General features: G+C 75.3%; 15 protein-coding genes. 5 read left to right on the top strand and 10 right to left on the bottom strand.

Annotated features, from left to right (window positions below; translation table 11 throughout):
- Window positions 1–97 precede the first annotated feature (97 nt).
- Window positions 98–712 (top strand): RDD family protein, encoded by a 615-nt coding sequence (locus ACIGXE_RS27150; protein ID WP_399751484.1) that lies wholly within the window; start codon window positions 98–100, stop codon window positions 710–712.
- A 77-nt stretch (window positions 713–789) separates the two neighbouring features.
- On the opposite strand, the gene ACIGXE_RS27145 is transcribed toward ACIGXE_RS27150, so the two are convergent.
- From ACIGXE_RS27145 to purN, 3 genes are all read right to left on the bottom strand, one after another.
- Entirely contained in the window at window positions 790–2,241 is a 1,452-nt protein-coding gene (locus ACIGXE_RS27145; RefSeq protein ID WP_399751483.1) for a DUF2079 domain-containing protein, read from the bottom strand.
- Window positions 2,242–2,379: 138 nt separating this feature from the next.
- Window positions 2,380–3,945, bottom strand: coding sequence for a bifunctional phosphoribosylaminoimidazolecarboxamide formyltransferase/IMP cyclohydrolase (gene purH, locus ACIGXE_RS27140; protein ID WP_399751482.1), 1,566 nt, complete (start codon window positions 3,943–3,945; stop codon window positions 2,380–2,382).
- Window positions 3,920–4,549, bottom strand: coding sequence for a phosphoribosylglycinamide formyltransferase (gene purN, locus ACIGXE_RS27135; RefSeq protein WP_399751481.1), 630 nt, complete (start codon window positions 4,547–4,549; stop codon window positions 3,920–3,922). Before purN ends, purH begins: the two co-directional genes overlap by 26 nt.
- A 230-nt stretch (window positions 4,550–4,779) precedes the next feature.
- Here purN and ACIGXE_RS27130 point away from each other — a divergent pair, with 230 nt between their 5' ends.
- Window positions 4,780–5,472, top strand: a complete 693-nt coding sequence (locus ACIGXE_RS27130; RefSeq protein ID WP_399751480.1) for a hypothetical protein — start codon at window positions 4,780–4,782, stop codon at window positions 5,470–5,472.
- Here the strand turns inward: ACIGXE_RS27130 and ACIGXE_RS27125 are convergent, their stop codons facing one another.
- Window positions 5,473–7,101, bottom strand: coding sequence for a DUF6350 family protein (locus tag ACIGXE_RS27125; protein ID WP_399751479.1), 1,629 nt, complete (start codon window positions 7,099–7,101; stop codon window positions 5,473–5,475). It abuts the gene before it with no gap.
- 120 nt (window positions 7,102–7,221) lie between these two features.
- On the opposite strand from ACIGXE_RS27125, the gene ACIGXE_RS27120 reads away from it, so the two are divergent.
- Complete coding sequence (locus ACIGXE_RS27120) at window positions 7,222–9,423, top strand: sigma factor-like helix-turn-helix DNA-binding protein (protein ID WP_399751478.1); 2,202 nt, start codon at window positions 7,222–7,224, stop codon at window positions 9,421–9,423.
- A gap of 174 nt (window positions 9,424–9,597) precedes the next feature.
- On the opposite strand, the gene sucD is transcribed toward ACIGXE_RS27120, so the two are convergent.
- The 5 genes from sucD to ACIGXE_RS27095 form a co-directional block, all read right to left on the bottom strand.
- Complete coding sequence (gene sucD, locus ACIGXE_RS27115; RefSeq protein WP_399751477.1) at window positions 9,598–10,482, bottom strand: succinate--CoA ligase subunit alpha; 885 nt, start codon at window positions 10,480–10,482, stop codon at window positions 9,598–9,600.
- Window positions 10,483–10,503: 21 nt separating this feature from the next.
- The gene (gene sucC / locus ACIGXE_RS27110) at window positions 10,504–11,682 is read right to left on the bottom strand and encodes an ADP-forming succinate--CoA ligase subunit beta (protein ID WP_399751476.1); all 1,179 of its coding nucleotides are present in this window, start codon (window positions 11,680–11,682) and stop codon (window positions 10,504–10,506) included.
- A 452-nt stretch (window positions 11,683–12,134) separates the two neighbouring features.
- Window positions 12,135–13,544 (bottom strand): VWA domain-containing protein, encoded by a 1,410-nt coding sequence (locus ACIGXE_RS27105; RefSeq protein ID WP_399751475.1) that lies wholly within the window; start codon window positions 13,542–13,544, stop codon window positions 12,135–12,137.
- 8 nt (window positions 13,545–13,552) lie between these two features.
- Window positions 13,553–16,189 carry a DUF5682 family protein gene (locus ACIGXE_RS27100; protein WP_399751474.1) on the bottom strand — a complete coding sequence of 879 codons (2,637 nt, stop codon included), beginning with the start codon at window positions 16,187–16,189 and terminating at the stop codon, window positions 13,553–13,555.
- A gap of 365 nt (window positions 16,190–16,554) precedes the next feature.
- Window positions 16,555–17,706 carry an AAA family ATPase gene (locus ACIGXE_RS27095; protein WP_399751473.1) on the bottom strand — a complete coding sequence of 384 codons (1,152 nt, stop codon included), beginning with the start codon at window positions 17,704–17,706 and terminating at the stop codon, window positions 16,555–16,557.
- A gap of 151 nt (window positions 17,707–17,857) precedes the next feature.
- On the opposite strand from ACIGXE_RS27095, the gene ACIGXE_RS27090 reads away from it, so the two are divergent.
- Both ACIGXE_RS27090 and ACIGXE_RS27085 read left to right on the top strand, forming a co-directional pair.
- Entirely contained in the window at window positions 17,858–19,534 is a 1,677-nt protein-coding gene (locus ACIGXE_RS27090; RefSeq protein WP_399751472.1) for an SWIM zinc finger family protein, read from the top strand.
- Window positions 19,535–19,575: 41 nt separating this feature from the next.
- Window positions 19,576–21,171, top strand: coding sequence for a DUF5691 domain-containing protein (locus ACIGXE_RS27085; protein ID WP_399751471.1), 1,596 nt, complete (start codon window positions 19,576–19,578; stop codon window positions 21,169–21,171).
- Window positions 21,172–21,323: 152 nt separating this feature from the next.
- On the opposite strand, the gene ACIGXE_RS27080 is transcribed toward ACIGXE_RS27085, so the two are convergent.
- Complete coding sequence (locus ACIGXE_RS27080; protein WP_365337713.1) at window positions 21,324–21,731, bottom strand: cobalamin B12-binding domain-containing protein; 408 nt, start codon at window positions 21,729–21,731, stop codon at window positions 21,324–21,326.
- Window positions 21,732–21,850: the final 119 nt, after the last annotated feature.

The following is a 21,850-nucleotide window of genomic DNA, read 5'->3' as shown; positions in this document are numbered from 1 at the left end:
GCGGGCAGTGCTGGGGGGACATACCGCTCTTTTCGTTTGCTGACTTTCCTCGGTGCGGCCGCGTCGTCCCCGCAGAGACCCACGGAGGAATTACCGAATGAGCTTCGGCGACCCCAACAACCCGTACGGCCAGCAGCCCGGCTACGGCCAGCCCCAGGGCCAGCCCGGCTACGGCTACCCGCAGCAGGCCCCCCAGGGCGTCCCGCCGCAGTACGGCTACCCGCAGGCGCCGCCGGTCCAGCAGCCGTACGGCGGCGGCTACCCGCAGGCCCCGATGGGCTACGGCGCCCAGCCGCCGCTGGCGCACTGGGGCTGGCGCGTGCTGTCCCGCCTGATCGACTCGCTGATCATCCTCGGCCCGTACTACCTGCTGGCGGGTATCGGCCTCGCGATGTCCGACGGCGAGAGCAGCGGCCCGGCCGCGATCCTCTCCCTGCTCGGGTTCGTCTACCTGATCGGCATGTTCTTCTTCCAGGTCTACCAGGAGGGCTCCACCGGCCAGACCATCGGCAAGAAGGTCTGCGGCACGCGCACCCTCCGCGAGGCCACCGGCGCCCCGCTGGGCTTCGGCATGGCCTTCGTGCGGCAGCTCGCGCACTTCGTCGACGGCATCGCCTGCTACCTCGGCTACCTGTGGCCCATCTGGGACGCCAAGAAGCAGACCTTCTCCGACAAGATGTGCAGCACGGTCGTCGTCAAGGAGAACCGCTGACCGCGGTCGCGTGACGGACGCCGACGGGCGGGCCCCCGGTCCTCGGACCGGGGGCCCGCCCGCTCGCGTTCGGCGTGCTACTGCCGCTTCAGCACCACGAACTGGCCCGCCTGCGCCGACACCGCGTAGCGCGCCTCCGGGTGCAGCTGCGAGGCCAGGCCCACCGGGTCGGTGACCGGCTGGGACCAGCCGGAGTTGAGGTCGAGGGCGAGGTAGTCGGGGCTCACGCCCTGCGCGCCGCCGACCCAGTAGACCGTGTGGTCCCCGGTCAGATGGGCCATGAGCGTCACGTTGGTCTCGACGCTGGTGCCCTCCGGCACCGCGGCGACCGCCCGCCGCGCGTCCAGGGTGCGGGCGTCCGTGCGGTACGTCTCGGAGCGCAGCAGCTCGCGCAGCGGCATGTCCAGGGCGTGCACGAGGGCGATCGCCGTGACCACGGGCACGACGACCTTCCCGTACGCCACGAGCCACGGGCGCGGCGAGCTGCGCACGGCGCGCACCGCGTCGACCAGCGCCAGGAAGACCACCGGCATGAGGATGGCGTTGTAGTGCCAGAACATGCCCCAGTGGTTGGGGTCGTGGGAGAGGAAGCGCCAGGCGAGGGTCGGCAGGACGAGCAGCGTCAGCGGGGAGCGCAGGCACAGGAAGCCCGTGACGGCGACGAGGAAGAAGACCATCTCCCACTTCTCGCCGTGCTGGAAGGCGCCGACGAGGGAGTCGAGGAAGGAGACGTGCGCGCCGTCCCCGGTCTTCTCGATCTTCGCCCAGTAGTCGTACTGGCCGACCCGGCTCGCGGCCGGGATGAGGACGAGCACGGTGAGCCCGAAGAAGACGGTGCCGAAGCCGGCGAGTGCGGCGCCGAGCCGCTTCTGTCCCTTGACGAAGAGGACCGCGCCGACCATGGCGACGGTGAGGCCCATGTCCTCCTTGACGAGGACGAGCGGCACGGACCAGGCGACGGCGGCGGTCCAGCGGCCGAGGAGCAGGGCCCGGCAGGTCAGGGCGAGCAGCGGGACGGCGAAGGCGATCTCGTGGAAGTCGGACTTGACCGCCTCCTGGAGGCCCCAGGACAGCCCGTACGCCACGGTGAGGCCGATCCCGGCGGCGCGGCTGCCGAGCACCTGCTGGGCGGTGCGGCCGACGACGACGGCGGAGGCGGCGAAGAGCGCGGCCTGGGCGAGGAGGAGCGCGAGCGGGGAGGACCACACCCAGTACAGCGGCGCGAGGAGCGCCGTCACCGGGCTGAAGTGGTCCCCGAGTATGAGGAAGCCGGGGCCCTTGATGTCGACGATCGGGGCGCGCAGCTCGGCGTAGGCCCGGACGGACTGCTCGAAGATGCCGAGGTCCCAGGAGGGCGTACGGAAGCGGTCGTACTGGACCCAGGAGTAGAGGAAGTACAGGGCGCCGAGGACGGTCGCGACGGCCGCGTACGGGAGCACCGGTGCCGGCGCGAGGCCGGCGTCCGGCCTGCCGCCGTCGGCCTCGGGGGCGGAGGACTCCGCCGCGGAACTGCTCTGGACATCCAACACCGCGCCCCCATGGACCAGCCGCCGACAGAACGGCAACCCATTAGAACAGAGTCCACTCGACCGGCGGAATCGACGCCGGGGCGGGCCGGAGCCCGCCCCGGGCGTCGATCAAGGGGACCGTGACGGTCCCCGTCACCGTCAGTGGAAGAAGTGGCGCGTACCGGTGAAGTACATGGTCACGCCCGCCTTCTTCGCGGCCTCGACGACCAGCTCGTCGCGGACCGATCCGCCCGGCTGCACGACCGCCTTCACGCCGGCGGCGGTGAGGATCTCCAGGCCGTCGGGGAAGGGGAAGAAGGCGTCCGAGGCGGCGTACGAGCCGGCGGCGCGCTCCTCGCCGGCCCGCTCGACGGCCAGCTTCGCGGAGTCGACGCGGTTGACCTGGCCCATGCCGACGCCGACCGAGGCGCCGTCCTTGGCGAGCAGGATGGCGTTGGACTTGACCGCGCGGCAGGCCTTCCAGGCGAAGGCGAGCTCGGCGAGCTCGGCCTCCGACAGGGCCTCGCCGGTGGCGAGGGTCCAGTTGGCCGGGTCGTCGCCGTCGGCCTGGAGGCGGTCGGTGCCCTGGAGCAGGGCGCCGCCGTCGATGGGCTTGACCTCGACCGGGTTGGCCGGGGCGCCCTCGGCGCGCAGCACGCGGATGTTCTTCTTCTTGGCGAGGATCTCGACCGCGCCGTCCTCGTAGCCGGGGGCCACGATGACCTCGGTGAAGATCTCGGCGACCTGCTCGGCCATCGCGACGGACACCGGGCGGTTGACGGCGATGACGCCGCCGAACGCGGACAGCGGGTCGCAGGCGTGCGCCTTGCGGTGGGCCTCGGCGACGTCGGCGCCGACCGCGATGCCGCACGGGTTGGCGTGCTTGATGATCGCGACGCACGGCTCGGCGTGGTCGTACGCGGCCCGGCGCGCGGCGTCGGTGTCCGTGTAGTTGTTGTACGACATCTCCTTGCCGTGCAGCTGCTCGGCCTCGGCGAGGCCGCCCGTGCCGTCGACGTAGAGCGCGGCGCCCTGGTGCGGGTTCTCGCCGTAGCGCAGCACGTTCTTGCGCGCGTAGGTGGCGCCCAGGAAGTCGGGGAAGCCCGAGTCGTCGGCGGCGGCGTAGTCGTCGGCGAACCAGGCGGCGACGGCCACGTCGTACGCGGCGGTGTGCTGGAACGCCTCGCCGGCCAGGCGCTTGCGGGTGGCGAGGTCGAAGCCGCCGGCCTTGACGGCGGCGAGCACGTCGGCGTACCGCTCCGGGCTGGTGACGATGGCCACGGACGGGTGGTTCTTGGCCGCGGCGCGGACCATGGACGGGCCGCCGATGTCGATCTGCTCGACGCACTCGTCCGGGGTGGCGCCGGAGGCGACGGTCTCGCGGAACGGGTACAGGTTCACGACGACCAGGTCGAAGGGCTCGACGCCCAGCTCGGCGAGCTGCGCGCGGTGCGACTCCAGGCGCAGGTCGGCGAGGATGCCGGCGTGCACGCGCGGGTGCAGCGTCTTGACGCGGCCGTCCAGGCACTCGGGGAAGCCGGTCAGCTCCTCGACCTTGGTGACCGGGACGCCGGCGGCGGCGATCTTCGCCGCCGTGGAGCCGGTGGAGACCAGCTCGACGCCGGCCTCGTGCAGACCACGGGCCAGCTCTTCGAGCCCCGTCTTGTCGTAGACGCTGACCAGCGCGCGGCGGATGGGCTTAACGGTGTCCGTGTTCACCGACATGAACCTTTCGTCCCTCAATGCTGTAGCCGTTGCGGGCGAGGCGCCCCACGACCTCGACGAGCAGCGAGCGCTCGACTTCCTTGATGCGCTCGTGGAGCGCGGCTTCATCGTCCTCGTCCCGCACCTCGACCACGCCCTGGGCGATGATCGGGCCGGTGTCGACACCGTCGTCGACGAAGTGGACGGTGCATCCGGTGACCTTCGCGCCGTAGGCGAGGGCGTCGCGGACGCCGTGGGCACCGGGAAAACTGGGCAGCAGCGCCGGGTGGGTGTTCACGACGCGGCCGCCGAAGCGGGCGAGGAACTCCTTGCCGACGATCTTCATGAAGCCGGCCGAGACGACGAGATCGGGCTCGTACGCGGCGGTGGCCTCGGTCAGGGCGCGGTCCCACTCCTCACGGCTCGCGTGGTCCTTCACGCGGCAGACGAAGGTGGGAAGCCCGGCCCGCTCGGCCCGGTCGAGCCCGACGATGCCCTCGCGGTCGGCGCCGACGGCGACGACCTCGGCGCCGTAACCCTCGGGGTCGGCGGCGATGGCGTCGAGCAGGGCCTGAAGGTTCGTGCCGGAACCGGAGACCAGGACGACGAGGCGGGCGGCAGCCACTGGGTCACTCTTTCCGTGGTGTTTGTGCGGTCGTACGAACGAATCGCGTCCCTCGATACGGGGAACCCTACGAAGGGCCCGACCGTCAGCAACGATACCGGCACTCCGGACGGCCCCCACGGGACGGGGGCGGGACCGGGCGGTAGCGTCAGGGTCCGACGACCCGCCACACCAGGGCCGCGCGCCACATCACACCCGGGCACACCAGACAGAGGGAAGACGTCCAGCACATGCCGGATCGCCAGTCCACGAACGACAACAACCCGTTCGCACCGCCGCCGGAGGGACAGCCGGACCAGCCGTGGCAGCCGCGGCGTCCGGAGGGCCCGGAGGGGCAGCAGGACCCGGAGGGCGGCGGCGACTCGGCCGGTCCCGGCTGGAGCAGCAGTCAGCCCGGACGTTCCTCCGACGGCTTCGGCCGTCGACCCGAGCGCCCCTCGGGCGGCCAGGGCGGTCAGGGCGGCCCCGAGGGCGGCCAGGGCCCCGGGCTGCGCTGGGACCCGACCGACCCGGCGCAGCGGCGTGCGCGGTACGCGGTGCTCTCCGGCATGTGGGCCTTCTTCTTCGCGATCTTCGACATCCCCGAGCTCGCGCTGCTGCTCGGTGCGCTCGGCGTGTACTGGGCGGTCAGCGCGCTGCGCGCCAAGGTGAAGGCGCCCGACGCCGCGGAGGGCGAAGGCCCGCGGCCGCCGGTCCCGGCCGGCCAGGCGGCGACCGCGGCCCGCTCGAAGCGGACGGCCGCGATCAGCGGCCTGGCCGCGTCCGCGGTGGCCCTGATGATCGTCGCGAGCGGCTTCGCGATGCACCTCGCGTACCGCGACTTCTACGAGTGCCGGGCGGACGCCCTGACCAAGCAGAGCCAGCTGGCGTGCAACGACCTGCTGCCGAAGCCGCTGCAGGACACCTTCGGGGTGCGCGAGTAGTCACCCCTGCTCGGGCGGCGGGGCCGGCGGCTCCGCCGGGGGGCCGGCAGGGGGTTCCCAGGCGGCGGGCAGGAAGCCGTAGGCCTCGTCGCCGGAGTCGTCGTCGAGCGGGTCGAGCGGGTCGAGGGGATCGAGGGCGTCCAGGGCGTCCAGCGCCCCGGTCGTGTCGGGCCGACCTGCCGGGAGAGAGCCCGCGTCCGGGCCCCCCAGCACTTCCCCGGAGTCCCCCTCGGAACCCCGACGCGTGGCCGGTGCCGGTACGGACAGGTGCAGGAGCGCGGACAGGGCCGCGGACACGGACGGAACGGCGGGTGCCGACGGAGCCGGGGGTACGGGCACGGGCCCGGCCGACCCGCCCGCCGCCTGGCCCGCCGTGGCGCCGGCCGCGATGTCCGCCGCCCGTGTCGCCCGCTCCGCCGCCTTCCGGAGGCCACGGCGGCCCCAGGCCCGTACGGCGAACGCGACCGGCAGGCCGACGGCCGTGGACCACAGCGCCGCCGCCGCGCCCGTCTGCCACCAGACCGGCCCGAAGGCCGCGAGCCGGCCCGAGCCGAGCGGGCCGCCGGCCGCCGCCGCGAGGACCGCGACCACCGCGCCGCAGAGCCCGGCGCCGGCCAGCGCGCTCGCCGCCGTCTCCGGCCCGGACCAGGAGCGGGCCGCCCGCCCCACCCGGCGCCCCAGGACGAGGGCGGCCAGGACGGGCACCGCGGCGGCGACCCCCTGCGGCCAGCCGGCGGGGCCCTGGCCGGGGAGCGCGGCGAGCAGCGGGAAGTCGGGGACGGCGGGGGTGCCGGTGAAGCCGAGCGGGGTGACCAGGGCGCCCGTGCCCAGCAGGAATCCGGGGCCGAGCCCGTAGGCGGCGCCCCAGACGACGGCGTTCGGCAGGAGCGCGAGGCCGAGGAGGGTGAGGGACGCCCGGCCCGACCACTCCCCCGCGAGACCGTTGAAGGACGCCTGGGCCTCGCCCACGTGCCACAGCAGCGAGGTCGCCGCGAGGACCGCGCCGCCGCAGAGGAGCGTCAGCAGGGCCGGCCCGGCGGCGCGCAGGGCCACCTCGCTCTGTGCGCGGCCCGGCAGCGGCCGGCCGTACGCGGTCCAGGCTCCGGCGCCGGTGGCGGCGAGGACGGTGGCGGGGCACCAGCCACCGGCGGTGAGCAGGTCGGCGGGGAGGGCGCCGGCCTCGCTGTAGACCACGACCAGGGCCGCGACCAGCAGATATCCCGAGGCGACCGCGGCGATGCCGGCGACGGGCGGGGGCGCGGGCCGGCCGTCGTCGGGGTCGAGGGTGTCGCGGGCCACCCGGTGCGCCAGCCACAGGGGCAGGGCGGTGAGGAGCAGCGGGGTGACGCCGAGGGGGGCCGGGACGCCGGTGGCGGTGCCCGTCCGGAGCAGGTCGGCCCCGTGCGCCAGCAGCCAGAGGCCGGCGGCGGTGTGCAGGGCGCCGCCGGGGCCGCTGTCGGGGTAGGGCGAGGCGATCCAGGCGGCGATCACGAGAACGGCGAACGCGCCGAGACCGAGTCCGGCCGCCAGACCGCCGCGCACGAAGGCGGTGGCCAGGGCGGCGGAACGGCCGCCGTGGACCCGGACGGCGGGCTCCATCGGCGGGCGTTGCTCGGTCAGCTGCGTCACGGAGGCCATGCTGCCAGCGACACGCGGTTTGCCCTCGTAACAGGCGAATGCCGGTTGTGTCGCTCAAGATACGTTTATGTACTTTTCCGCCCAGGGCAGCGCCGCGGGAGGTCGACGCCGATGAGTCCGACGAGTCCGTCCGTCTCGCTCCCGTCCCCCAAGGAGCGGCGCCGACTGCGGGAGGCTCTCTCCCTGAGCGAGGACCAGGTCGCGGAGGCCTTGGGCGTCACCCGCGCCACCGTCCGCTCCTGGGAGACCGGGCGCAGCGCCCCCCGAGGGCGTAAGCGGGAGGCGTACGCGAAGCTCCTCGGCGTCTACGAGGAGCCGACGCCCCCGCAACCGGAGAAGGCCACCCGCCCCGCCCCGGACCCCACCCGGCCGCGACCGGCCACGAAGGGCCCGGACCGCCCGCCCAGGACCCCGTCGGCCCCGCTGACGACGACACCCCACCCGGCGGAATCCGCACGGCCCGCACCCCAGGAACCTCCGCGACAGCCGGAGGAACGCCTGAAAACGACCGGGAGCGACCCCAGGACGCCCGCGCCGCCCGCGCCGCCCGCGACCACGACGGGCGCCGCCGCCGCACAGGTCCGGACTCGCGGGACCACCGCTGAGCGCGGCAGCGCGGGGCGCGGCAGCGCGGAACGGGGCGCCGAGGGGCGGGGCCTCGCGAGGCGGGGCACCGCGAGGCGGGGCACCGAAGAACGGGACTCCGCGGAAGGCGCCGTGGTGACGAACACGGACGGACCTGCCAGGCGCGCCGCTGCCGCGCGCGACGATGCGGCGCGGGGTGCTGCCCCGGCGGGCGGCCACGGGCCGACCCGGCGTGCCACCGCCGCGCGGGACGATGCGGTGCGGGACGGTGCGGCGCTGGGCTCTGCCCCGGCGGACGCCCACGGACCGAACCGGCGCGCCACCGCCGTGCGCGACGGTGCGGCGCGGGACGCTGTCGCGGCGGACGCCCACAGGCCGGCCCGGCGGGTCACCGCCGCGGCGGACGCCCGTGGACCCGTGCGCCGCGTCATCGCCTCGACCGGGACCACCGGCCCGGACGCCGGGGCATCGGCGGCGGACCGTGCGATGGCGGGTGTGACCGTCGCAGCGGCCGACGCCGGTGAGGCGGCCGGCATCGCGCCCGCCGCCGCGGGGAACGGCTCCGCTTCGGCGGGTGCGGCCGGCGCCGAAGCGGCGGACGCGGCCGTCGGCGGCCCCGCCACGGAAGCCACGCCCGGCACCCGGACCACGTCCACGAGCGGCACCCAGGCCGCAGCCCCGGCCAGGGCCACCGGGGCCGGCGCGGGTGGGGGTGGATCGGCCGGTGCGGGCGGCGCCCGGTCCGTCGCCGCGGACGCGCGGGACGCCGTGGTCGGCGACGGCGCCGTACGCGGGGCCCGGGGCGGGCGGGGCCGGAGGCCGCGGCGGGAGGCCGCCGCCTCAGGGGCCGACGGCCGGATCGACGCGGCCCCGGCGGCCCCGGAAGGCGGTGAGGCCGCTGGTGGGGCGGAGGTCGGGGGCGTCGGCGGGCTGACGCCCGAGGAGGCGTTCGACGCGCTGTACGCGTATGCCGCGCCCTCGCTCGCGCACCAGACGTATCTGCTCACGGGGCGCCGCAGGCTGTCCCGCGAGTCCGTCGAGCGCGCGTTCCACCACGCCTGGCAGCACTGGCCCGAGGTCGCCGTCGACCGCGATCCGGTGGGCTGGGTGCGCGCGGCGGCGTACGAGTACGCGCTCTCGCCCTGGCACCGCTTCCGGCGCCGCCACCGGCACCCCGACTCCCCGCCGACCGACGGCTCCCGGCGCGCCCTCCTCACGGCGCTGCTCGAACTGCCGCCCCCGTACCGCCGTACCGTCCTGCTCTACGACGGACTCGGCCTCGACCTGCCGGAGACGGCGGCCGAGACCGAGGCGAGCACCCCGGCCGCCGGGAACCGGCTGCTGCACGCCCGTGAGTTCATCGCGCGGCAGCTGCCCGAGCTCGCCGACCCCGAGGCGCTGCACAGCCGGCTGAGCACGCTCGTCGCGGAGGCGCCGACGGCGACGCTGCCCGCGGCGCGCAGCGTGCGGTCGGGCAGCGAGCGGCGGGCCCGGCTGCTCACCCGGGCGGTCTTCGGGGCGACGGCGGTGCTGATCGGCCTCACGGCCTTCACCGTGGTGACCGCGCCGACCCGCTACATCCCGCTGATCGCGCCCGGTGAGGTCGTCGAAGGGGTACCGGTGCGGGGCGGTCCGCCGAAACTGCGCCCGGAGGACAAGGAGCTCCGCGAGATGCTGCGTACCGCTCCGAACCCGGGCCCGGAGCGGCTGGTGCCGAGCACCGAGTAGCGCACCGCACGGTCGGCCTGGTCGCGGAAAAGAACTCGGCCTGGCTGCGGAAACGCTTCAGCACCCGCGTATGCCCAGGGGCCCCGCCCCTCCGGGAGACCGGAGGGGCGGGGCCCCTGCGCTTGCGGCCCGTGGGGCCGTCAGGCTGCTGTGCGATTCAGCCCGTCAGTCAGGTCAGCCCGCGAGGATCGCGCGCGCCAGCTTGGCGGTCTCGGTCGGGGTCTTGCCGACCTTCACACCGGCGGCCTCGAGGGCCTCCTTCTTCGCCTGGGCGGTGCCGGAGGAGCCGGAGACGATGGCGCCGGCGTGGCCCATGGTCTTGCCCTCGGGCGCGGTGAAGCCCGCGACGTAGCCGACGACCGGCTTGGTGACGTTGGCCTTGATGAAGTCGGCCGCACGCTCCTCGGCGTCGCCGCCGATCTCACCGATCATGACGATCAGGTCGGTTTCCGGGTCGGCCTCGAAGGCCGCCAGGGCGTCGATGTGCGTGGTGCCGATGACCGGGTCGCCACCGATGCCGACGGCGGAGGAGAAGCCGATGTCACGGAGCTCGTACATCATCTGGTACGTCAGCGTGCCGGACTTCGAGACCAGGCCGATGCGGCCCGGCTTCGTGATGTCGCCCGGGATGATGCCGGCGTTGGACTGGCCCGGGGTGATGAGGCCGGGGCAGTTCGGGCCGATGAGGCGGGTCTTGTTGCCCTTCTCCACGGCGTACGCGTAGAACGCGGCGGAGTCGTGGACGGCGATGCCCTCGGTGATGACGACGGCGAGCGGGATCTCGGCGTCGATCGCCTCGACCACGGCGGCCTTGGCGAAGGCCGGCGGGACGAAGAGGACCGAGACGTTGGCGCCGGTCTCCTTCATCGCCTCGGCGACGGTGCCGAAGACCGGGATCTCGGTGCCGTCGAAGTCGACGGTCGTGCCGGCCTTGCGCGGGTTCACGCCGCCGACGATGTTGGTGCCGTCACCCAGCATGAGCTTGGTGTGCTTCATGCCCGTGGCACCGGTCATGCCCTGGACGATGACCTTGCTGTCCTTGTTGAGGAAGATAGCCATGGCTGTTCTGTCCCTCTTCCCTTACTTCGCAGCCGCGAGCTCGGCGGCCTTGTCGGCCGCACCGTCCATGGTGTCCACGCGCTGGACCAGCGGGTGGTTGGCGTCCGACAGGATCTTGCGACCCAGCTCCGCGTTGTTGCCGTCGAGGCGCACGACCAGCGGCTTGGTGACCTCGTCGCCACGGGAGGCGAGGAGCTCCAGGGCCTGGACGATGCCGTTGGCGACCTCGTCACAGGCGGTGATGCCACCGAAGACGTTGACGAACACGGACTTGACGTCCGGGTCGCCGAGGATGATCTCCAGGCCGTTCGCCATGACCTCGGCGGAGGCGCCGCCGCCGATGTCGAGGAAGTTGGCGGGCTTCACGCCGCCGTGGTTCTCACCGGCGTACGCGACGACGTCCAGGGTCGACATGACCAGGCCGGCGCCGTTGCCGATGATGCCGACCTCGCCGTCGAGCTTGACGTAGTTGAGGTTCTTGGCCTTGGCGGCAGCCTCGAGCGGGTTGGCTGCGGCCTTGTCCTCGAGAGCCTCGTGCTCGGGCTGACGGAAGTCGGCGTTGGCGTCCAGGGAGACCTTGCCGTCGAGGGCGATGACCTCACCGGAGGCGACCTTGGCCAGCGGGTTGACCTCGACGAGGAGCGCGTCCTCGGCGATGAAGGTCTTCCACAGGGTCACCAGGACCTCGGCGACCTTCTCGGCGACCTCGGCCGGGAACTGGGCCTGGGCGACGATCTCGCGGGCCTTCTCGATGTCGACACCCTTGTTGGCGTCGACCGGCACCTTCGCGAGCTTCTCGGGGGTCGTCGCTGCGACCTCCTCGATGTCCATGCCACCGGCGACGGAGGCCATGGCGAGGAAGGTGCGGTTGGTGCGGTCGAGGAGGTACGAGACGTAGTACTCCTCGAGGATCTCCGGAGCGGTCTCCGCGATCATCACCTTGTGGACCGTGTGGCCCTTGATGTCCATGCCCAGGATGTCCGTCGCGCGGGCGACGGCCTCGTCCGGGGTGGCGGCCAGCTTGACGCCGCCGGCCTTGCCGCGGCCGCCGACCTTCACCTGCGCCTTGACGACCGACTTGCCGCCAAGCCGCTCGGTGGCCTCGCGCGCCGCCTCAGGCGTGTCGATGACTTCACCGGCCAGCACCGGTACACCGTGCTTGGCGAAGAGGTCCCTCGCCTGGTACTCGAACAGGTCCACGCGCGTCCCTTTTCTAGATGATCGCGGTTCGTTGTCTGCGTGGGCGTGCCGCGAAGGGCAACGTGACTGCGCTGTCACTAGGGAGGCGTACACGGTGTCCGTGGACGCGGCATGTCCGTCTCGCAGGTTATCCCCGTGGGCCGTGGGTCCCTAAATCGCAGCTCACAACAGGGCGGTGATACGGGTCACAGATCGTAGGGGTGACGGGGCGTTCCGTAGAGACGGGGGCGGGGGCCGCTCCTGTCCTAGCAGCAGTCTGGGCGCGCCTGTTGCCCGCCTCACGGCGCGCCGGGCGGCCGGGTGAGGGCGGTGCGGGCGCGACTGTGATATGGGCCTCAGTGACAGCACGGGCACCCGTCCGGGTGCCCGCGGCACGACGGATTCCGCACCTGGCGCGGCGGGGCAGGAGACGGCGCGGCCCGCCCCTCCGGGCCCGTCTCCGGGTGGCCGCGTCAGGCCGCGGGTACGGGCAGCGGGCGCTTCTCCAGGGCGGCGGCCATGACCTCGGGGAAGAGGTCGGGGGTGCAGGCGAAGGCCGGTGCGCCGAGCGCGGCGAGCGCGGCGGCGTGCTCCCGGTCGTAGGCGGGGGCGCCCTCGTCGGACAGGGCGAGGAGACACACGAACTGCACGCCGGAGGCCTTCATGGCGGCGACCCGCTTCAGCATCTCGTCGCGGATGCCGCCCTCGTAAAGATCACTGATGAGGACGACGACGGTGTCGGCGGGTCGGGTGATCCTCGACTGGCAGTAGGCGAGCGCCCGGTTGATGTCCGTGCCGCCGCCGAGCTGGGTGCCGAAGAGGACGTCGACGGGGTCGTCGAGCTGGTCGGTGAGGTCGACGACGGAGGTGTCGAAGACGACGAGCCGGGTGGCGATCGCGCGCAGGGAGGCCAGGACGGCGCCGAAGACGGAGGCGTAGACGACGGAGGCGGCCATGGAGCCGGACTGGTCGACGCAGAGGACGACCTCCTTCCTGACCGACCGGGCGGCCCGGCCGTAGCCGATCAGCCGCTCGGGGACGACCGTGCGGTACTCGGGGACGTAGTGCGCCAGGTTCGCGCGGATGGTGCGGTCCCAGTCGATGTCCCGGTGCCGGGGGCGGTTGATCCGCGCCGAGCGGTCGAGTGCGCCGGTGAGGGTGGAGCGGGTGCGGGTGGCGAACCGCTTCTCCAGATCCTCGACGACCTTGCGGACGACGGCCCGCGCGGTCTCCTTGGTGGTCTCCGGCATGGCCTTGTCGAGGGACAGCAGCGTGCCGACGAGGTGCACGTCCGGCTCGACGGCCGCCAGCATCTCGGGCTCCAGGAGGAGCGTGGACAGTCCGAGCCGCTCGATCGCGTCGCGCTGCATGACCTGGACGACGGAGCTGGGGAAGTACGTGCGGATGTCGCCGAGCCAGCGGGCGACGGAGGGCGCGGAGCCGCCGAGGCCGGCGGACCGATCGCCGCCGCTCCTCCGGTCGCCACCCCTTCCGCCGCCGTAGAGGGCGGCGAGGGCGCCGTCCATGGCGGCGTCGGTCCCGGTCAGGGCGCGGCCGGTGCCGTCGGCCTCCCCGCCGCCGAGCACCAGGCGCCAGCGGCGCAGCCGCTCGTCGTCGGAGGGGCCGGAGGAGTGGGCGGGAGTGGCGGGGCCGGAGGGGCCGGAGGGGCCGGAGGGGCCGGAGGGGCCGGAGGGGCCGGAGGGGCCGGAGGGGCCGGAGGGGCCGGAGGGGCCGGAGGGGCCGGAGGGAATGGTGGAGGTGGTGGGGCCGGAAGGGCCGGAGGGAATGGTGGAAGTGGTGGGGCCGGAGGGGCCGGAGGGAATGGTGGAGGTGGTGGGGGTGGCGGGGTCGGGGGAGCCGGCGGGGGTGGTGACGCTGCTCATGACTGTCCTCACTGTCCTTCCGTACCGAGGATGAGACGGAGCAGGGGCAGCGCGCCGTCGGCGCGCTCCTGGTCGGGGATGACGGCGAAGCCGGGCGTGCCGGCCGCGGGCCCGGCGGGGCCGCCGGCCGCGGGACCGCGCGCGACGAGCTCGCCGAGTGTCCGGCGTACGCCGGGCTCGTAGGCGGCGAAGGTGCGGCGCAGCAGCGGCAGCACGTCGGTGAACGCCTCGGCCGGTACGGCGCCGAGCCAGTCGTCGACCAGACCGAGCAGCCGCTCGTCGTGCACGAGGAGCAGTCCGCCCCCGGAGGCCCCGCCGACGAAGCCCTCGATCCAGGCGGCGGCGTCGGCGGGCGGGGTACCGGGCGACAGGGCGAGCCCCATCAGCCGGGCGGCCTCGTCCTCCCCGAGCCGCCCCTCGTCGAGCAACAGCCGAGCGGCCCGCCCCCGCACCACCCCGGGCACCCGCTCCCGCCCGGCAAGCCGCCGCAGCACACCGGCCCAACGCCCGGCAAGACCGGAGGCGCCGGGGTCGGGGGCGGCGTCGGACACGGCGTCGGAGGCGACGGGCTCGGGGGCGGCGTCGGAGACGGCGGGGTCGGGGGCGCTGGAGGGGGCGAGCCGGCCGGGGCCGTCGGGATGACGGAGTTCGGCGGGGTGGCCGGGGCCGGCGGGGTCGGGGGCGTCGGCGGGCGGGCCGACCGGCGCGCCGAGGGGCCCGCCGGCAGGCGGGCTGCTCGTGGGCGGCCCTTGCGGCCCGTCGGGCCGGCCGGTCAGCAGGGCGACTGCCGTGTGGACGGCGTCGATGCGGTCGCGCATCTCCGCGGCGGCGTCGGCGTCGAGTCCGGTGCAGGCGGGCGGCAGGCCGACGCAGATCCGCTCGGCCAGCCCGGCGGCGACCTCGCCGAGCGCGGCGGTGTCGGTGGCGCGGACGTCCCCGTAGCGCAGGGAACGGGCGAGGGCGGGCAGGGCCTGGGCGAGGTGGGAGACGTCGGCGTCGAGGGCGGCGCGGTCGGCGAGGGCGTGCAGGACGGCGGGCAGGGCGTCGGTGAGCCCGGCGAGCAGGCACTGCTCGGCGAGCGCCGTGACGGCGGCGAGATCGGCGGCCGCCACGGCCTGCGACTCGGCCTTGGCGGTGGCGGCGCCCTCGACGGTCGTGCCCCAGATGCCCGCCTCGGCGACCTGGACGTGCAGCTCGGGCTCCCAGCACAGCCGCCAGGTCTCGCGGAAGGTGCCGGTGGAGCCGCGGCCCGCGACGGGGGCGCCCCAGGCGACACCGAGCAGCCGGAGCCGGTGGAGCAGCCGGCTGCGGGCGGCGTCGTTGTCCTTGCGCAGGTCGAGTTCGAGCTCGCGCTCGTGCGCCTCGGGCTTGAGGCGCAGTCCGCGCTGGAGGCGTTCGAGGTCGCGCTGGAGGGGTACGGCGGGGGCGGCGGCCGGGACGGTGCCGAGGACGTCGCCGACCACGAGCCGGTCGCGGACCAGGTCGAGGGGGACGTCGGAGCCGTCGCACATGACGGCCCGGACGGCGTCGGTGGTCTCGCCGAGGCCGGGCAGCGGCCGGCCGCGCATGGCGGCGAGGGTGTCGGCGAGCCGGACGGCCTCGATGACGTGGGCGGAGGACACCGCGAGGTCCTCGTCCCGGAGCAGCCTGGCGACCTTGGTCATCCAGCGCTCGACGGGCCGGTCGGCGGCGGTGAACAGGTGCGCGTACCAGCCGGGCGCGTCGATGCCGGCGCCGTATCCGGAGCGGCGGGCGAGGCGGCGGTGGGTCCAGGGCACCCAGGTCAGCGCGGTCTTCACCTTGGGCAGGCCCTTGAGCAGGGCGCGGTCGGCGGTGACGGACGCCCTGCGGCGCAGGGCCGGGACGTGCCAGGCGCCGCAGACGACGGCGACGTCGTCGCCGAACTCCTTCTGCGCGGACCGGAGCTGGATCCGCATGTACGCCTCGCGCACCAGGTCGCGGGGGTGGCCGCCGTGCCCGTACGCCTCGCGCAGGGCGCCCATCGCCTCGGCGAGGGCGTCGAAGGGGGCGAACGGGTCGGTGGACCCGCGGAGTTCGACGACGTCCTCCCACCAGCGCTCGGCGTCGTCGTATCCGGCCGCTTCGGCGAGCTCGGCGATGGGGTCGACGCGCAGCCCCTGGCCGGTGGCCTCGTCCTCGTCGCCCCAGGTGGGGTCGGTGGCGGCGAGGGTGTGGGCGGCGGGCAGGTCGATGAAGCGGACCTCGGCGCCGTGGGCGAGGGCCCAGCGGATGGCGACCCACTCGGGCGAGAACTCGGCCATCGGCCAGAACGCGGCGCGCCCCGGGTCGTCGACGGCGTGCGCGAGCAGCGCGACCGGGGGCCGCAGCCCCTCGTCGGCGGCGAGCCCCACCAGCGCGTCCCCCTCGGGCGGCCCCTCGACGAGCACGACCTTGGGCCGCCCGGCGTCGAGCGCCGCCCGCACGGCCCGGGCGGACCCGGGCCCGTGATGCCGCACCCCGAGCACGAGGGGACCGGCGAGGGACCGGACCGTCCCGTCTCCGGCCCGCCCGGATGCGGTGTCGGCGACGCGGGAGGCCTCGGCGCCGGACGCGCCGGCCGCCGGGTCGGAGCTCGGCGCGGCCGGCGCGGCCGCCGCGGGGGCGACGCCCGATCCGGCAGGCATCGGGGCGACGCTCGGCCCGGCAGGCGCCCGGTCGGCGCCCGGCCCGGCAGACGTCCGGTCGGCACTCGGCCCGGCGGGCGTCCAATCGGCGCCCGGCCCGGCAGGCGCCCGGTCGGCACTCGGCCCGGCAGGCGCCCGGTCGGCACTCGGCCCGGCAGACGTCCGGTCGGCGCCCGGCCCGGCAGACGTCCGGTCGGCACTCGGCCCGGCAGGCGCCCGGTCGGCGCCCGGCCCGGCAGACGTCCGGTCGGCACTCGGCCCGGCAGGCGCCCGATCGGCACCCGGCCCAGCAGGCGTCCGGTCGGCGCCCGCGCCGGCCGCAGCCGCGGCCCGGCTGGCGGGCCGGTGCGTGTCGGTGGTCCGTGTCACGCGCTCACCTCGCGGCAAGCGCGGTAGAAGTCCTTCCAGCCGTCTCTTTCGCGGACCACCGTCTCCAGGTACTCCTGCCAGATCACCCGGTCGGCGGCCGGGTCGCGGACCACCGCGCCGAGCAGGCCGGCGGCGACGTCGGCGGAGCGCAGGACGCCGTCGCCGAAGTGGGCGGCGAGCGCGAGGCCGCCGGTGACGACGGAGATCGCCTCGGCCGTCGAGAGCGTCCCGGAAGGGGACTTGAGCTTGGTGCGGCCGTCGGTGGTGATGCCGTCGCGCAGTTCACGGAAGACGGTGACGACCCGACGGATCTCCTCCACGCCCTCCGGCACGGCCGGCAGGTCGAGCGAGCGGCCGATCTGGTCGACGCGCCGCGCCACGATGTCCACCTCGGCGTCCGGAGTGGCGGGCAGCGGCAGGACGACGGTGTTGAAGCGGCGGCGCAGCGCGCTGGAGAGGTCGTTGACGCCGCGGTCGCGGTCGTTGGCGGTGGCGATGAGGTTGAAGCCGCCGACCGCCTGCACTTCCTCGCCCAGCTCCGGGATCGGGAGGGTCTTCTCGGAGAGGATCGTGATGAGCGTGTCCTGCACGTCCGCCGGGATACGGGTCAGCTCCTCGACCCGGGCGGTCATGCCCTGCGCCATGGCCCGCATGACCGGGCTGGGCACGAGGGCGGCGCGGCTGGGGCCGTGGGCGAGCAGCTGCGCGTAGTTCCACCCGTAGCGGATGGCCTCCTCGGGCGTGCCGGCGGTGCCCTGGACGAGCAGGGTGGAGTCGCCGCTGACGGCGGCGGCGAGATGCTCGGACACCCAGGTCTTGGCGGTGCCGGGCACGCCGAGCAGGAGAAGGGCGCGGTCGGTGGCGAGCGTGGTGACGGCCACCTCGACGATGCGGCGCGGGCCTACGTACTTGGGGGTGATCACCGTGCCGTCGGGGAGCGTGCCGCCGAGGAGATAGGTGGCGACGGCCCACGGCGAGAGCCGCCACCGGGCGGGGCGCGGGCGGTCGTCCGCGGCGGACAGCGCGGCGAGCTCATGGGCGAAGGCGTCCTCGGCGTGGGGCCGCAGGGCCGCCTCGCGGGAGCTGGCCGCGGAGGTGGTCACAGCGGCCTCCGCGGCGGTGGTCGTGGTGGTTTCGGGCAGGGTCATGGGTCCCCCTCCAGATCGTTCGACCTGCTGTGCGATCCACGGTGCACCATCCCACTGACAATCCCCGTCCGTCCGGGAGAACCGCAGGTGGGGGGGTGGTGGGGGCGGTGCACGGAGGGCGTTGTCAGTGGTGACCCGTACGGTCGTTCGCATGACTGAGCAGGGGGTGCGCTGGACGGCGGACCAGGTGCTGGCACTGGCTCCTGACGAAGCGTCGCGCAGAGCGGGAAGCAAGCTGGGCACGTCCGGCCCGTGGTCGGGGACGGGCCGGGGTGCGGGCGCGGGTACCGGTGGCGGGGAAGTCGTGTGGGGGCTGTGCAAGGGCAGCGGCAGGACGCCGTACCGCACGGTCGTGGACACCACGGGCCCCGCGTACGACTGCAGTTGCCCGAGCCGGAAGTTCCCGTGCAAGCACGCGCTGGGACTGCTGCTGCTGTGGGCCGGCGGCGAGGTCGACACCGACGGCGGGACGCCGGACTGGGCGGAGAAGTGGCTCGCGGGCAGGCGGGCGCGGGCCGAGGGCGCGACGACACGGGCGGACGCGGGGGTGGACGCGGGGCCCGCCGATCCGGCGGCGGCGCGCCGCCGGGCCGAGCGGCGGGCGGCCCGGATCACCGCGGGCGCGGAGGAGTTGGAGCGGCGGCTGGCCGATCTGCTGCGCGGCGGCCTCGCCTCGGCCGAGCAGGCGGGGTACGGGCTGTGGGAGGAGACGGCGGCCCGCATGGTCGACGCGCAGGCGCCCGGACTCGCGGGTCGGGTCCGGGAGTTGGGGTCGATACCGGGGTCCGGGCCGGACTGGCCGGTGCGGCTTCTGGAGGAGTGCGCGTTGACGCACCTCCTCGACCGGGCCTGGCTGTCCGCCGACCGTCTGCCCGCTCCCCTGGTGGCGACGGTACGGAGCAGGGTCGGCCTGTCGGCCCCGCAGGAGGGGCCCACGGTGCGGGACCACTGGCTGGTGCTCGCCCAGTACGACACGGCGGACAGCCGTCTGACGACCCGCCGCATCTGGCTGCACGGCCGGGCGAGCGGCCGCACGGCCCTGCTCCTCTCCTTCGGGGCGGCGGGCCGCGCGCCGCAGCCGTCCTTCCCCGTCGGCGTCGTCCTGGACGCCGAGCTGCGCCCGTACACGGGGGGCGGCGGCCTCCGCGCGGAGCTGGTCGAGCAGTTCGCCCCGCCCGCTCCCGGGGGCACGCCGCCGGTCGGCGGCTCGGTCGGCGCCGCCCTCGACAGCTACGGCCGCGCCCTGCGCGAGGATCCCTGGCTCGACACCTGGCCGGTCACGCTCACCGATGTCGTCCCGGCCCGCGCCGACTACGGCTGGCAGCTCGCGGACGCGCGGCCCCCGGAGGACAGGGACGCGTCGCACCCCGCGGGCGGGGAGGCGTGGCGGCACATGCCCTACGGCGGCGCTGCGACGGCGGGTGAAGCCCTCACCAGCGGCGCCCACACGGACGGGGCCGCCCTGCCCGTCCCCCGTCCGGCCAAGGCCCCGGCCGAGGCCCCCGCTCCCGCCCCGGTCCCGGCACCGGCACCGCCACCGGCGTCGACCGGCCACGCAGGCTCCGGCACCGTGGCCTCCCTCACCCCGTCCCCCCTCACGGGGTCCCCCCGCACCCCGCCGCCCCCGCCCGGCGACGCGGCCCCCGCCGGCGCCCGCGAAGCCGTACCGCTGACGCGCGCCGCGCAGAGTCGTCCCGCCCTGTGGCGGCTGATCGCGCTGTCGGGCGGCGGGCCGGTGACCGTGTTCGGGGAGGTGGGGCACCAGGGGTTCACGCCGCTGGCCGCCTGGTCCGCCGATGCGCCCGGGGAGACGGTGCCGCTCGCCTGACCGTACGTCGACCGCTCGCGCACACACGTCTGGAGGAGTCCATGGACGCCTGGGAAGAGCTCGTCACGTCGGCGCTGCTGGGCACCGACCGGAAGCCGCTCACGGGGAGCGGGAGGAGCGGCGGGGACGGGGCGCCGGTCGCCCTGCTCGACGCCGCCGCCGTGCACACCGTACGGCGCAGGGCGGGGCTGCGGCCCGGGCCCGCCGCCGCGCCGCTGGAGGTCGCGCCGGAGGACGGGCGCAGGCCGTTGCCGGAGGCGGCCCGGCGCAGGCTGGGGCAGCTCCTCGCGGGCCGGGCCGCGCCCGCGCCGTCCGGGGGGCGGCGCGGGGCGGCCCCGGACCTCGCCGAGCTGCTGCCCCAGTGGCTGGCCGCCGCCAACGAGCGCGGCTACGGCGCGCCCGCCGCCGCGCTGCCCGCGCTGCTCGACGCGGCCCGGGCCCGGACCGATCTGCGGCCCCAGGCGCTGGCCTTCGCCGGGCCGCGCGGGCTGTGGCTGGCCCGCCTCAATCCGGAGTGGAAGTTCGCGCTGCGGGGGACGGGCGGAGGTGGCATGCTGCCCGACCCCGGCGACCCGGACGCGGTGTCGGCGCTGTGGGAGGAGGGGCTCTTCGCGGAGCGGGTGGCGCTGCTGTCCGCCGTACGGGCCGCCGATCCGGCCCGGGGCCGTGAGCTGCTCGCCTCGACGTGGGAGTCGGAGAGGGCCGAGGACCGGCTGATGTTCCTGGACTCGCTGCGGGCCGGACTCGGGCCCGCGGACGAGGAGTTCCTGGAGGCCGCGCTGTCCGACCGCAGCCGCAACGTCCGCGCCACGGCCGCCGAGCTGCTGTCCGCCCTGCCGGCCTCCGCGCTGGCCGCGCGGATGGCGGAACGGGCCGTGTCGTGCGTGTCCCTGGACCGTACGGAGGGGGCGGAGACACTCGTCGTCGAGGCGCCGCACGAGTGCGACGCGGGGATGCGGCACGACGGGGTGACGCCCACCCCGCCCACGGGGCGCGGCGAGCGTTCCTGGTGGCTCGGCCAGCTCGTCGAGGCGGCACCGCTGGGGTGCTGGCCCGCCCGGTTCGGCGGGCGGACGCCCGAGGAGATCGTCGCCCTGGCGGTCACGGACGACTGGCGCGGCGAGCTCCACGCCGCCTGGTGCCGGGCGGCCGTGCGCCAGCGCGACGCGGACTGGTCGCGCGCCCTGCTGGGCGCGCCGGCCGCCCCGCAGGCCACCGGCCCCGGCACCTCCTCACTGGCGGAGCGCGCCCAGCTCCTGTCGACGCTGCCGGAGGAGGAGCGGGCCTCTTGGGTGGCCTCGTTCATCGCGGCGCACGGCCTGTCGGAGGCGTTCCAGCTGCTGGGCGTGTGCGCGGTGCCGTGGTCGGAGCCGCTGGGCCGGGCGGTCGTCGACGCCCTGGACATCGCCCGGGACGCGGGCAGCTACCCGTGGAGCTTCAGCGGCGTGATGGGCCTCGCGGAGCGCTGCCTGTCACCGGCCGCCGCTCCCCAGCTCGCCGCCCTGACCGCCCTCCCCGCCGAGGCCGAGGACGCCTCGCCCGGCGCCGGCGCCTACTGGAGCGAGGCCTTCCAGCGCCTCGTCTCCACCCTGGAGCTCAGGGCGGCGATGCACGCGGAGCTGTCGGAGGGCGGGTGACCCGCGGCGGACCGGTGTGCGGCGAGGCGGCGAGGCGGCGGGCCGGGGTGCCACGGACCCGGGTGCGGCGGGCCGGACAGTGCGCGGCGGGGCGGTCCCGGGCTCCCGCCCCGGACCGCCCCGCCGTGTGTTGTCGTCGCTGTCGCCGACGCTCAGGCCGCCACGCGGACGTTCGCGTTCACCCAGTCGACGATCGACGTGGTCGTCGCGCCCGGCGTGAAGATCTCCGCCACGCCCTTCTCCTTCAGCGGCGGGATGTCCGCGTCCGGGATGATGCCGCCGCCGAAGACCTTGATGTCCTCCGCGTCGCGCTCCTTCAGGAGCTCCAGCACCTTCACGAACAGCGTGTTGTGGGCGCCGGAGAGGATCGAGAGGCCGATCGCGTCGGCGTCCTCCTGGATCGCGGTGTCGACGATCTGCTCGGGCGTCTGGTGGAGCCCGGTGTAGATCACCTCCATGCCGGCGTCGCGGAGCGCCCGCGCGATCACCTTGGCCCCGCGATCGTGGCCGTCGAGACCCGGCTTGGCGACCACCACGCGGATCGGACCGGTCACACCCATCACTGCCTCCACATGCGACCCCCGAGCCTCGTTGCCGGGGAGGTGAACGAACGTTATCGCCAGCATCCCGCACCCGGCCGTTTCGCGGAGGGCGGCGAGGGGGAAATCACACATGGGAC

It is taken from the genome of Streptomyces sp. NPDC053431 (assembly GCF_044544925.1).
In the GTDB taxonomy this organism is placed as follows: Bacteria; Actinomycetota; Actinomycetes; order Streptomycetales; family Streptomycetaceae; genus Streptomyces.
This window is presented reverse-complemented; position numbering and strand designations above follow the sequence as displayed.